The 12,447-nt window shown below is 72.1% G+C and carries 9 protein-coding genes; 4 read left to right on the plus strand and 5 right to left on the minus strand.

From position 1 onward, the window contains the following. The first annotated feature begins 416 nt into the window (after positions 1-416). The 4 genes from CM1CMNOD_RS10505 to cobN all read left to right on the plus strand — a co-directional run bounded on the left by CM1CMNOD_RS10505 (position 417) and on the right by cobN (position 8,220). Positions 417-1,472: a cobalamin biosynthesis protein gene (locus CM1CMNOD_RS10505; protein ID WP_013873628.1), complete on the plus strand. Its 1,056-nt coding sequence runs from the start codon at positions 417-419 to the stop codon at positions 1,470-1,472. Beyond that, positions 1,433-3,100, plus strand: coding sequence for a cobyric acid synthase (locus CM1CMNOD_RS10510; RefSeq protein WP_050803480.1), 1,668 nt, complete (start codon positions 1,433-1,435; stop codon positions 3,098-3,100). Before CM1CMNOD_RS10505 ends, CM1CMNOD_RS10510 begins: the two co-directional genes overlap by 40 nt. 338 nt (positions 3,101-3,438) lie before the next feature. Next, complete coding sequence (locus CM1CMNOD_RS10515) at positions 3,439-4,149, plus strand: hypothetical protein (RefSeq protein ID WP_013873630.1); 711 nt, start codon at positions 3,439-3,441, stop codon at positions 4,147-4,149. A 399-nt stretch (positions 4,150-4,548) separates the two neighbouring features. After that, on the plus strand, positions 4,549-8,220 hold the full coding sequence (cobN, locus tag CM1CMNOD_RS10520) for a cobaltochelatase subunit CobN (RefSeq protein WP_050803767.1): 3,672 nt from the start codon (positions 4,549-4,551) through the stop codon (positions 8,218-8,220). A 324-nt stretch (positions 8,221-8,544) separates the two neighbouring features. Here cobN and CM1CMNOD_RS10525 read toward each other — a convergent pair whose 3' ends face one another. From CM1CMNOD_RS10525 to CM1CMNOD_RS10545, 5 genes are all read right to left on the minus strand, one after another. Next, complete coding sequence (locus CM1CMNOD_RS10525) at positions 8,545-8,850, minus strand: hypothetical protein (RefSeq protein ID WP_043603497.1); 306 nt, start codon at positions 8,848-8,850, stop codon at positions 8,545-8,547. A 379-nt stretch (positions 8,851-9,229) separates the two neighbouring features. Continuing rightward, entirely contained in the window at positions 9,230-9,493 is a 264-nt protein-coding gene (locus CM1CMNOD_RS10530; RefSeq protein ID WP_131772481.1) for a hypothetical protein, read from the minus strand. A 108-nt stretch (positions 9,494-9,601) separates the two neighbouring features. Beyond that, positions 9,602-9,916: a hypothetical protein gene (locus tag CM1CMNOD_RS10535; protein WP_050803481.1), complete on the minus strand. Its 315-nt coding sequence runs from the start codon at positions 9,914-9,916 to the stop codon at positions 9,602-9,604. A 225-nt stretch (positions 9,917-10,141) separates the two neighbouring features. Continuing rightward, positions 10,142-10,876 (minus strand): response regulator transcription factor, encoded by a 735-nt coding sequence (locus tag CM1CMNOD_RS10540; RefSeq protein WP_013873633.1) that lies wholly within the window; start codon positions 10,874-10,876, stop codon positions 10,142-10,144. Between the two features lie 71 nt (positions 10,877-10,947). Further along, positions 10,948-11,586, minus strand: coding sequence for a response regulator transcription factor (locus CM1CMNOD_RS10545; protein ID WP_131773968.1), 639 nt, complete (start codon positions 11,584-11,586; stop codon positions 10,948-10,950). Between the last annotated feature and the right edge of the window lie 861 nt (positions 11,587-12,447).

A 12,447-nucleotide genomic window follows, 5' to 3' on the forward strand; every position in this document is an offset into this window, starting at 1 on the left:
GTGCGGCCGGTTCAGCGCACGCCGGACGGGATGGCCGCCGAGGGTGGGAAGTGGTCAGGGTGGCGACTTGACCGGGAGTTGGGGGATCTGTTCTGCTCGTCATGCCCAGCCGATGCACCGGGCCCAGTCGATGGACGCATGATGGACGCGGAGGAAGCCGGTGGGAATCTCCCCTGACATCGGCCGCCGGTCGCCCCGGTGGCCCGGGCTCGGCGGCCGGCGCCCTGTGGGGGCTGGCCATGGCATCACGGCCCCGCGCACTGAGCACCCGGTCACGCTAAGTCATCGCTCACACTGAGCCATCGCTCACGCCGCGTATCCGATCACGCCGAGCTGCTGATCACGTCACATAGTCCATCATGCCGCCAGTCGGTACCGGCCGGCGTGGCCTCCTCCTCGTGTCAGGGAGAACTCCCGTGTCCGGATGGTTCCGTGCCGTCGGGCTGCTCGCCGGCGCCGCGCTCGACGCCGCCCTCGCCGACCCGGCGCGGGGGCACCCGGTGGCGGCCTTCGGGACCGTTGCCAACCACACCGAACAGCTGCTCTACCGCGACAGCCGGGCCGCCGGGCTGGCCTACACCTGCGCGCTCGCCGGCGGCACCGTCGCCGTCGGCGCCCTGGCGCGCTCCGGGGTGACCAGGGCCGGCCACCGGCTCGGCTGCCCGCGGGCAGCCCCGGTGACGCTGACCACGGCGGCGACGTGGACGGTGCTGGGCGGGACATCCCTGCGCCGCCACGGCCGTCGCCTCGGCGGCGAGCTCCTGCGCGACAACCTGATCGCCGCCCGTGGCCGTCTGCCGTCGCTGTGCGGCCGGGACCCGGCCGTCCTCGACCGCGCCGGGCTGTCCCGGGCGGGGGTGGAGTCGCTGGCCGAGAACACCTCGGACGCGGTCGTCGGGCCGCTGCTGTGGGGGGCGCTCGGCGGTGTCCCGGGGCTGCTCGGCTACCGGGCGGTCAACACCCTGGACGCGCTGGTCGGCTACCGCAACACCCGCCACGCCCGCTTCGGCTGGGCCTCGGCCCGCCTGGACGATCTCGCGAACCTGCTGCCGTCCCGCGTCGCCGGGCTGCTGGCCTGCGCGTGCGCGCCAGTCGTCGGCGGCTCGGCCGTCGACGCCTTCTGGGTGATGCGCCGGGACGGCCGCAGCCATCCCAGCCCGAACGCCGGCCAGGTGGAGGCGGCGTTCGCCGGCGCGCTCGGGCTGCGCCTCGGCGGGACGCTGCGCTACCACCACGGGGTGGAGCACCGGCCGGTGATGGGCTATGGCCGGCCGGCCGTACCCGCCGACCTGGAACGGGCCGCGGTCCTCTCCGCCGCGGTCAGCGGCTGCGCGCTGGTGCTGTCCGCCGGCGTCGCCGTGGCCGCGGCGGCGGCCCGGTCGGCGCTGGGCTCGGCACGAGTCTCCAGACACACTTCCGCACGGGCCTCCACATGGGCCACCGCCCGGCCCCGCCGGCGGGGCCGGCGGTGAGCGGGGGAGCGTTGCTGGTCGCCGGGACGACGTCGGACGCGGGCAAGAGCGTGGTCACCGCCGGGCTGTGTCGCTGGCTCGCCCGCGAAGGGGTGCGGGTCGCGCCGTTCAAGGCGCAGAACATGGCGCTGAACTCGGTGGTGACCGCGGACGGCGCGGAGATCGGCCGCGCCCAGGCGATGCAGGCCGCCGCCGCCGGGGTCGAACCGGAGGCGGCGATGAACCCGGTGCTGCTCAAACCCGGAAGCGACCGGCACAGCCAGCTCGTCGTTCTCGGCCGGCCCGTCGCCGAGGTCGACGCGCTGGGCTACCGCCCGTACAAGGCGCGGCTGGCCGGCATCGTCACGGACTGCCTGGCCGACCTGCGCGGCCGGTTCGACGCGGTGATCTGCGAGGGCGCCGGCTCGCCCGCGGAGATCAACCTGCGGGACACCGACATCGCGAACATGGGCCTGGCCCGGGCCGCGAACCTGCCGGTGCTCGTCGTCGGCGACATCGACCGCGGCGGGGTGTTCGCCGCGCTGTTCGGCACCCTCGCGCTGCTCGACGCCGGCGACCAGGCGCTGGTCGCCGGCTGGATCGTCAACAAGTTCCGCGGCGACCCCCGGCTGCTCGAGCCCGGGCTGCGCCAGCTCGAGCGACTCACCGGCCGTCCGGTGCACGGGGTGCTGCCGTGGCGCTCCGGACTGTGGCTGGACGTCGAGGACTCCCTGGACCTCGCCTCCTATCCGGCCTACCCGGACGCGGACGGCGCGGACACACACGGCGCCACCGACACCGGTGGCGCCGACAGCCGTGGTGGCGGTACCGGTGCCACCAGCCACACGGGGGACGTCCTGCGGGTGGCGGTGATCCGGCTGCCGCGGCTGTCCAACGTCACCGACATCGACGCGCTGCGGGCCGAGCCCGGGGTGCTGGTGGGCTTCGCGACCCGCCCCGACGATCTCACCGACGCCGATCTGGTGGTCGTTCCCGGGACCAGGGCGACCGTCGGCGACCTCGGCTGGCTGCGCCGGCGCGGCCTGGACGCCGCCCTGCGCGCCCGGGCCGCGCGGGGCCGGCCGCTGCTGGGGATCTGCGGCGGCTACCAGATGCTCGGCCGGCGCATCGACGACCCGGTCGAATCCGGCGCCGGCACGGTCGACGGCCTCGGCCTGCTGCCGGTGACCACCACCTTCGCCCCCGACAAGCTGCTCGGCCGCCGTACCGGAACCACCCCCGACGGCCTGACCGTGACCGGCTACGAGATCCGCCACGGCCGGCTCACCGTCCACGACACCGGGCCGCTCGCGAGGCCCGCGGGTGGGCCGGTGAGGGGAAACGCCGGGGGGCCGGCCGTCGAGCCGTTCGCCGCGGACGGGGTGCGCGCCGGCGCGGTCGCCGGCACGAGCTGGCACGGGCTGCTGGAGAACGACGAGTTCCGCCGGGAGTTCCTCGTCGACGTGGCGGCCCGCGCCGGACGCTCGTTCACCCCGGCCCGCACCTGTTTCGCCGACGTCCGCCGCCGCCGTCTGGACATCCTCGGCGACCTGGTCGCGGACCATCTCGACACCGCGGCCGTCCGCCGACTGCTCGAGGGCGGCCCGCCGGCCAGCCTGCCCTTCGTCCCGCCGGGGGCGCCGAGGTGACAGCGGCCATCGCCTCCGGTCACCGGATGGTGCCGCGGATGCCGGCCCACCGCCCGTCCGGAGAAATGGCGGCCGATGACCGTTGCGGTCGGGTCGACATGACCTGAGGAGACCGCGCTTCTTCCAGGCCGGGCCGCCGGCCGGTGATCGGCCGCCTCCTGATCTGTCGGTGATCCGTCGGTAGGGTCCCCGCCATCTGTTTCCCGTCACAGCGTCAGACGTTGTATACCGGTCTGGCCGGGAACAAGCAGGATCCGCGGGGGCGGTCAGACCTGTCCGGGTAATGGCCATCCGGGTGGACGAAAGGCTCGGAACAGGCTCTCAAGGGGGTACTGAGCTTGTCGAACGACCCGTGGTGGCGCAATCCCAATATCGTCGTTCCCTCACTCGTGGGCCTGCTGACGGCGGTGATAGGGCCGCTGGTGGCCATGGCCCTCACCGGCAGCGCGACGGTGAAGCCCCCGCCGCAGCCCCCGACCTCGACCGCGCCGTACACCGACACGCCCACACCCACGCCGACCAGGACCCGCACCCCGACCCCGAGCCCGGTCCGCACGACGGCGACGGCCCGTCCGCCGTGCACGGTGGGTACGGCGTCACCGTCCCTCGACACCGATCAGGCGGCCATCTGCACCCTGCTGCGCAGCAGCCTGATCGATCGTCGCTCCTGCCACAGCCGTCCCGATCTGGAGTCGGTGGCTCCCTGGAACGCCCTGAGCGCGATCACGTGTGAGACCGCCGCGGACTCCACCAAGGTCCAGCTCCTGCGGTACCGGACCGTCGCGGACATGAACGCGTACCTGGACCGCGCCGCCGGCTCCGTCAACGGCCTCGGCAACTGCAAGGACGGCCAGGAGTCGAACACCACCTGGCACACGTCCTCCAGCGGGACGCTGGGCCGCAAGGTGTGTATTTTTCTCAGTAACGGCAAGTTCCAGATCAACTGGGCGTTCGACACGGAACGTGTCGTGGTGGTGCGTGAAGATCCGTCAGCCGTCTCCGCAGCCTCCTGGTGGGACAAGAACGCCTGCCTGCTCACAAGCTGCTGATCGCGGAAAATACTGAACGCGCGGCGTGACCTGGATCCCCTGCCCGCGTTGCGCGTTTCCCATCCTGGTGTCCGGCCTGTTGTTTCCGTTGTTTTCCGGGTCCCGGCCGCCGGCCAGCCAGGGCGGCCGCCGAGGCCCAGGTCCGGCGGAACAGCCCCCGAGCCGTCCCAGACGATTACAGTATGCCGTTGGTATGCCGTTGGTCGACCGGATTGCGAGGGTCAGCATGCGGTCCGGGGCCAGGGCGTGTCGACCATCCGCGTTCGCGTGCCGCACCCCTTCGCCTGCTGATCCTTTCTTCTCCTCGGGAGTATCGACGTGACACGTCCTGGCAGCGAGCCGGTGATCGTTCTGCTGTCCACCGCCGACACCGAACTGTTGGCGGCCCGGGCCAGCGGGATGCCGTGGCGGGTGGCGAACCCGGCCCGGCTCGCCGCCGAGGGCGTCCCAGACCTGCTGCGGGGCGCGGACGCGGTGGTCGTCCGGCTGCTCGGGGGGCAGCGAGCATGGCCGGACGGCCTGGCCGCGGCGCTCGCCGCCGGCCTGCCCGCGGTCGTCCTTGGCGGGGAGGCGCTGCCCGACGCCGACCTGATGCGCCGCTCCACCGTGCCGGCCGGCGTCGCCACCGAGGCGCTGGCCTACCTGGTGGAGGGCGGTACCGCGAACCTCGCCGAGCTGTACCGCTTCCTCGCCGACACGCTGCTGCTGACCGGGTTCGGGTTCACCCCGCCCACGCCGATGCCCGCCGCCGGGGTGCACGGCACACGCACGGTGAAGACGGACCGCCCCACCGTCGGTGTCGTGTTCTACCGGGCGCACGCGACGTCCGGGAACACCGCCTTCGTGGACGTGCTGTGCGACGCGCTGGAGACGCGCGGGGTCAATGCCCGGCCGGTGTTCGCCGCCTCCCTGCGCGGGCTGGGCTCGGCCTCCGACGACGTCCTCCCGCTGCTGGCCGGGGTGGACGCGCTGATCGTGACGGTGCTCGCGGCCGGCGGCACCCGCCCGGCGGACGCGTCCGCCGGCGGGGACGAGGAGGCGTGGGACATCGGCGCGCTCGCCGCACTCGACATACCCGTGCTTCAGGGCCTGTGCCTGACGTCGTCGCGGGCGCAGTGGGCGGGCAGCGACGCGGGGCTGTCGCCGATGGACGCGGCCATGCAGGTCGCGATCCCCGAGTTCGACGGCCGGATCATCACCGTGCCGTTCTCGTTCAAGGAGTCCGGGCCGGACGGGGTACCCGGCTATGTGGCCGATCCCGAGCGCGCCGCCCGGCTGGCCGGGACCGCCGCCCGGCTGGCCCGGCTGCGGCACGTCCCGAACGCCGAGAAGAAGATCGCGCTGGTGCTGTCGTCGTACCCGACCAAGCACGCCCGGGTCGGCAACGCCGTGGGCCTGGACACCCCGGCCTCCGCTGTCCGGCTGCTGGCCGCGCTGCGGGCCGCCGGCTACGACCTGGGCGAGGACGGGCCGGGCGGACGGCCGGTCCCCACCGACGGGGACACGCTCATCCACACCCTCATCGCCGCCGGCGGGCACGACGTCGAGTGGCTGACCGAACAGCAGCTCGCGGCCGCCCCGGCACGGGTGCCGGCGAGCGTGTACCGGCGCTGGTTCGACGCGCTGCCGGCGTCCCTGCGCGAGGGGATGCTCCAACACTGGGGTGAGCCGCCCGGCAGCCTCTACGTCGACCCTCCAGCGGTCACTCCCGGTGATATTCCCGGCAGCGCTGGCGGCGGCCTGCTGCGGCCCGCGGACGGAGACGGGCGGGAGCCCGCGATCGTGCTGGCCGCGCTGCGGTTCGGCAACGTCCTGCTCATGATCCAGCCGCCGCGGGGGTTCGGGGAGAACCCGGTGGCGATCTACCACGATCCGGACCTGCCGCCGTCCCACCACTACCTGGCCGCCTACCGCTGGCTGGACGAGGAGTTCGGCGCGGACGCGGTCGTGCACCTGGGCAAACACGGCACGCTGGAGTGGCTGCCCGGCAAGGGCCTCGGCCTGTCGGCGGGGTGCGCGCCGGACGCGGTCCTCGGCGACCTGCCGCTGGTCTACCCCTTCCTGGTCAACGATCCCGGGGAGGGCACGCAGGCCAAGCGCCGGGCGCACGCGGTCATCGTCGACCATCTGGTGCCGCCGCTGGCCCGCGCCGACACCTACGGTGACATGGCCCGGCTGGAACAGCTCCTGGACGAGCACGCCACCCTGGCCGCGCTCGACCCGGCCAAGCTGCCGGCGGTCCGGGCGCAGATCTGGACGCTCATCCAGGCCGCCCAGCTCCACCACGATCTCGGGCTGGACGAGCGTCCCGGCGACGACGACTTCGACAACTTCCTGCTGCATGTCGACGGATACCTCTGCGAGGTGAAGGACACCCAGATCCGCGACGGCCTGCACATCCTCGGCGCCGCCCCGGCCGGTGACGCGCGGGTGAACCTGGTGCTGGCGATCCTGCGGGCGTCGCAGGTGTGGGGCGGCACGGCGGGGGCGCTGCCGGGTCTGCGGGCCGCGCTCGGTCTGGTCGAGGGCGGCGGTGCCGCGCGGGTGGAGGTCGACGGTTTCGAGGCGGCCGCCCGCGCGCTCGTCGCCGGCATGGATGCCACGGGCTGGGACCCGGCCGCGGCGGCCGGGGTGTGCGCGGACGTCCTCACGGACGGCGGGGCCAGCGGTGGCGCCGCCGGTCCCGGTTACACCGAGGTCGAGCGGGTGCTCGCGTTCGCCGCCACCGAGGTGGTGCCGCGCCTGGACCGGACCTCCGACGAGATCACCAACGTGCTCCGGGCGCTGGGCGGCGGGTTCGTGCCGCCCGGGCCGTCCGGCTCGCCCACCCGGGGGCTGGTGGGCGTGCTGCCGACCGGGCGGAACTTCTACTCGGTCGACCCGAAGGCGATCCCGTCCCGGCTGGCCTGGGAGACCGGCCGGGCGCTCGCCGACTCGCTGCTGGCCCGCCATCTCGCCGACACCGGCTCCTACCCGGCCTCGGTGGGCCTGACCGTCTGGGGCACCTCCGCCATGCGCACGCAGGGTGACGACATCGCGGAGGTGCTGGCGCTGCTCGGCTGCCGGCCGACCTGGGACGACGCCTCCCGGCGGGTGACCGGCTTCGAGGTGGTGCCCCTGTCGGAGCTCGGCCGGCCCCGGGTGGACGTGGTGGTGCGGATCTCCGGTTTCTTCCGGGACGCCTTCCCGCACGTGATCGCCCTGCTCGACGACGCGATCACCACCGTTGCCGGGCTCGACGACGAGGCCGACGCCGACAACCTGCTCGCCGCGCACGTCCGCGCCGACCTCGCCCACGACGGCGCCGCCCACGGCGACCGGCGGCGAGCGACCAGCCGGATCTTCGGCTCGAAGCCGGGGGCGTACGGCGCCGGGCTGCTGCCCCTGATCGACTCGCGGGAGTGGCGCTCGGACGCCGACCTCGCCGAGGTGTACGCGGTCTGGGGCGGCTACGCCTACGGCCGCGGCCTCGACGGCCGTCAGGCACGCGCCGACATGGAGCAGGCGTTCCGCCGCATCCAGGTGGCGGTGAAGAACGCCGACACCCGCGAGCACGACCTGGTCGACTCCGACGACTACTTCCAGTACCACGGCGGGATGGTGGCGGCGGTGCGGGCGCTCACCGGCGCGTCCCCGGCCGCCTACATCGGGGACAGCGCCGTACCGGACGCGGTGCGCACCCGCACCCTGCGGGAGGAGACCCACCGGGTCTTCCGCGCCCGGGTGGTCAACCCGCGGTGGATCGCGGCGATGCGCCGGCACGGCTACAAGGGCGCGTTCGAGCTGGCCGCGACCGTGGACTACCTGTTCGGCTACGACGCCACCGCCGGTGTCGTCCAGGACTGGATGTACGAGTCGCTGGCCGCCTCCTACGTCTTCGACCCGGAAACCCGCGACTTCATGCGGGCGTCCAACCCGTGGGCGCTGCGCGGCATCGCCGAACGCCTGCTGGAGGCCGCCGACCGCGGACTGTGGGAGAAACCGGACCCCGTCACCCTCGACGGCCTCCGCCAGACCTACCTCGACCTCGAAGGCGATCTCGAGGGCTCCGGCGAAGATCCCAGCCTCTGACGTGCTCTGCCGCCGACCGGGAAAGCGCGGCCGGTAACCGAGTTCCGCCTGGAATCCTGAACGGATGGTTGATGCCGCTGGCGCATGGGTCCGCGGGCCGCCCGGTGTCGTGGGCGGCCCGCGGTTTTCTCTCCCCGCCATCCGCCGGAAAAGTGCCGGTGCGCGTCGGCGGTCTCATGCGCGATGTCCCGGCCGTGGGATTCCTGCGGGCGCCGTTGTGGCCGGCACGAGCCAGCCGACGGCTGACTATCCCACCGGCCTTCCCGGTGGACGAACGGGGTCCTTCACCAGGCTCCCAGCACCGTGGGGGCCGGCGGCTTCCGCCTACTTGTAGGACTTGTCCTGGTGGAACTTGCCGTGGCCGTCGTACCAGCCGTGGCCGTCGTACCATTTGCCGTGGTCGTACCAGCCGTGGCCGTCGTACCAGCCGTGGTCGTAGCTCTTATAGTCGTAGTTCTTGAAGCCATACTCCGCATGGCCGTATTTGCCGTGGTCGTACCCGCTCCCGTACGACTTGTCGAAGTGGCCCGTTGACGGAGCCGCCTGGGCGGCCGCCGGGGCGAACAGGACGGCCGAGAGGGCCACGCCCACCGCGGGCAGCAGGTACAGGGGCTTTTTCACGAGCGTCATTTCGTTTCCCTTCATGGTCGGCCGGTAAGCCGATGACTCAAGGACCGGCGCCCTGTCCCAGGATGCCCGGCCGGCGTGTGACGGTAAACATTGCCATCTTCACCCGATTTTCTGACGGGGCGTGACGGTGGCGGATGCGGTTCCACCGGCCAGCCGTTAGCATTCCCGTCCCGCCCGTCACGGCGAACGCTTTCGGGAGCAATCGGGGAACCGGCGGCGCTGGTTCCCCGTGAAAGCACCGGCCAATACGACGGCCCGCCACCAGCCAAACGGCGCGCGGTCCCGGGTCGGCGTGGGCCTCGGCCGTGTGGCGCCACTCGGCGAGCGCCTGGGCAACCGACGCCATGTTTTGTTCACCCTTTTCGTCCCGTGGACGACTTCATCCCGTGGACGGCTGGGACGGGCGTGTCGGGCGGCGGCCGCGTCGGCGCGGGCGTGGTGTGACGCCCGGTTCGCGGATGCCGCGATGGTCGAGCATGAGCGCGAACGGGCGGCCGGGCGCCTGCCCGGCCATCGCGCGCTCGACACGGGCGAGGAGATCGTCGAAACGTGACGCGCGCAGGACCTCGGCGGAGGGCAGGAGCGCCCACCATCTGTCACCATCGGCACTTTGACCGAATATGACCACCGGCGGCTCTGTCATGACGACAACATTGCCGGCCGTCCGCGGACGACCGGCGGCAACAGAGTAAACATACGGTTACGTACAGCCATGCGACCGAATGGCAACGCCCAGTGTCCGGGCCTGCCGTCACACCCGTCCGCGGCGTTGCCGCACAAACCCGGCAACGGACATCGGGCAGCGGGCAGCGGGCAGCGGGCAGCCCATGATGTCGGCGGCGATCAGTGACGTACGGGACGGCAGGGTTCTGCTGTCGGCCGCGCCTGGTCCCGCGATCGCCCGTACGTCTCCCATGTGGAGGGTGGTGCCGCACCGCGAGCAGGTTGGGACCGCCTCGGCCACCTGGCCGCAGGTCTCGTGCACGAGCTGGACGGGCGGGCCCGCGGGAGACACAGCCCAACGGTCGCCCGCGCGGTTCGCCACCGGATCCGCCGTGGTCAGCATGATCCGTCAGATCGGTATCGCTGTCGGTGTCGCCGTGCTGGGCGCCCTGGACGGGCCGCGGGCGCGGCTGGCCGGTTTTCAGCACGGCTGGTACGTCATCGCCGCGATCTCCCTGGCTGGCGGGCTGCTTGCGCTGGCGCTACCCAGCCCCGCCCCGGGTACAGGACCGCCGCCGCACCCGGGCAGAGCGCACCCGGCGCCACACGGCCGGCGGCACCGCCTCCGTCAGCGTTGGTTGAGATTCGTTGCCGGCCAGGTTCCGGCCGCGCCGGCGAAGGCCGCCGCCTCGCCCGGTGTTCCGTCAGGAACGATACCGGCGCGGGCGGCCAGCGCGACCGCCTCCAGCCCGGAATGGACCTCAAGCTTGCCGAGCAGATTCTGGACGTGGGTGCGTACGGTGTTCGAGGACAGGAACAGCTGGGCGGCGATGGCGCCGCGATCGAGCCCGTTCACCATGCACTGCAGGATCTGCCGTTCACGGCGGGTGAGAGCGGCGAGTTTCCGCTGCGCGGGGGACGGCTGCGCCGACCGTGCCAGCTCGGTGAGAACGGCTCCCAACAGGGGCGGCGGAAACCAGCTCTCACCGTCACGGATACCTCGCACCACGGATATCAGATGGTGCAGATCCAGCCGTTTCGGCACCCACGAACGTACTCCGGCGCGTACCGCGGCAATGGCCAGAGATGGGTCGTCCAGATCGGTCACAATGACTGTTGGCAGCCGTTCACACAGCCGCCGCAGCCACCTGACGAGTTCGACCGCATCCGCCGCGAGAAGTTCCACGTCAAGTAGGAGAACGTCCACCTGACGCAGGTCCAGAATCCTGTTCGCCAGCTCCGTGCTGGGCACCGTGTCCACCACCGTGAAATCGTTCTCGACACGTAAGGCGGCGGCGATGACATCACTGAAGGCGCGCTGGGAATCGGCGATCAGTAGCCGGCTCGGTCGCATGCTGGACATGTACCGTCCAGGTACTTTGAGTACACCTCCGACGCACCTCGGATCAGCCTCCGGAAGTCACCCCCCGGGAGTCAGCCGGCGCGGTCCAGCAGACCGGACCTGGCCGCCAGCGCGGCGGCCTCCAGTCGGCTGTGCACGCCGAGTTTGGTGAGCACATTCTGGATGTGCGAACGCGCCGTGTTCACCGTGATGCCGAGATCCGCCGCGAGAACGGCGGTGCTCTGCCCTCGGCCGAGCCGGCCGAGCACGTCCCGTTCCCGGCTGGTCAGCAGGGTGGCGACGGTTGCCCGCGCGGCAGGGCGGCGGGGGGCGCGTGTACCTTGCGTAACAGCGCACACATCGGTCATTGTCTTTCCACGGCCGACACGTTCCGCGATCGCGATGACCCGTTCGATGCCCTGCGTCTTGGACGCGACCCCGCCGGCGCCGGCCCGAATGGCGGCACCGACTGCCGCGGCGTCGGTGGAACCGGTGAGCAGCAACAGGTTTGTCGCCGGTGCCAGTCCGGCGAGGGAACGGATCAGATCCAGGCCGTCGCCGTCCGGGAAACCGAGGTCGATCATCCCCAGGTCGGGCCGATGACGTCGGATCGCGCTTTCGGCGTCGGCGGTGGTGAAAGCCACGGCGCACACCGTCCAGCCGCGCGTGGCCAGCACCGTCGCCATGCCCTCGGCGAACATGCGGTGGTCGTCGCAGAGAACCACTCTCACGGCATGCCCCGACAGGTACTCCGGGCCGGGCCGGCCGACATCGCCGTCATGATTCCCCCGTATCTCTGACACGTTCGTCCGACGCCGTTTCGTCCGGCATTGTCGTCAGCTGACTTCCTTCGGCATCTTTCTTCGGCGACCGGCGTCTCCTCCTCGACAGCCGGTGTCCTCGCCCGGCAACGAGGACCGACTGACTCGTACCCGGCCACGGCGACGGTATTCCTCATGCACTCCGCGGCACATCACACAGCGTCGGCGACGTGACGCGCGGACGGGACCATCAGGAATCGCTGCTGGTGGTGACCGCACCGACGCGGCACGCCCCGTCCCAGGACGGTGCCCGTCGGGCACGGCGGTGGAATCAACCGGGATTCGGCGGGCATCACCATCGGCATCGGCCCCCGCACGCGTTCCGACATATCCCAGCGGACGGTGAAAAGGGTGGTTCCCGCAGTTGTGGAGCAACCATTTGTACTGACTCCACGCGCTTCACCGGGTCGTTACCGCGATAACACCGATATGGGCACCGTAACGGTCTTGTTCGGATTTTGGACTACCGGGAGCGAACTGTTACGGTGCCTCCGCCCGGGGGGGTGGTCGTACCCATAAGGAAGTAACATGCCCAATAATCACCTGTTCATGCCGGCCGATTCCGTGCCGGCCGATTCCGTACCGGTGGATCCTGTGCCGGTCGGTGCGCCGGTCGGTTCCGTGCCGGTCAGGCCGCCCGACCTACGGCCCAGGCCGCGGCGGCCGCGGCGGCGGCCCGCCGCGCTGATACCGGTCCTGCTGGCGCTGCTGGCAGGCGCCGGTCTCCAGGCCTGCCAGCAGCCGCCAGCTGCCGACGCCCCCCCCGCCCAC

The sequence above is a fragment of the Protofrankia symbiont of Coriaria myrtifolia genome (assembly GCF_900634755.1).
Classification (GTDB): domain Bacteria; phylum Actinomycetota; class Actinomycetes; order Frankiales; family Frankiaceae; genus Protofrankia; species Protofrankia coriariae.

Bases quoted from the DNA above. Each gene is read 5' to 3' on its own strand.
- CM1CMNOD_RS10510 (WP_050803480.1), top strand. From the start codon at position 1,433: ATGGGCCACCGCCCGGCCCCGCCGGCGGGGCCGGCGGTGAGCGGGGGA.
- cobN (WP_050803767.1), top strand. From the start codon at position 4,549: ATGCCGTGGCGGGTGGCGAACCCGGCCCGGCTCGCCGCCGAGGGCGTC.
- CM1CMNOD_RS10525 (WP_043603497.1), bottom strand. From the start codon at position 8,850: ATGACGCTCGTGAAAAAGCCCCTGTACCTGCTGCCCGCGGTGGGCGTG.
- CM1CMNOD_RS10530 (WP_131772481.1), bottom strand. From the start codon at position 9,493: ATGACAGAGCCGCCGGTGGTCATATTCGGTCAAAGTGCCGATGGTGAC.
- CM1CMNOD_RS10535 (WP_050803481.1), bottom strand. From the start codon at position 9,916: ATGCTGACCACGGCGGATCCGGTGGCGAACCGCGCGGGCGACCGTTGG.
- CM1CMNOD_RS10540 (WP_013873633.1), bottom strand. From the start codon at position 10,876: ATGTCCAGCATGCGACCGAGCCGGCTACTGATCGCCGATTCCCAGCGC.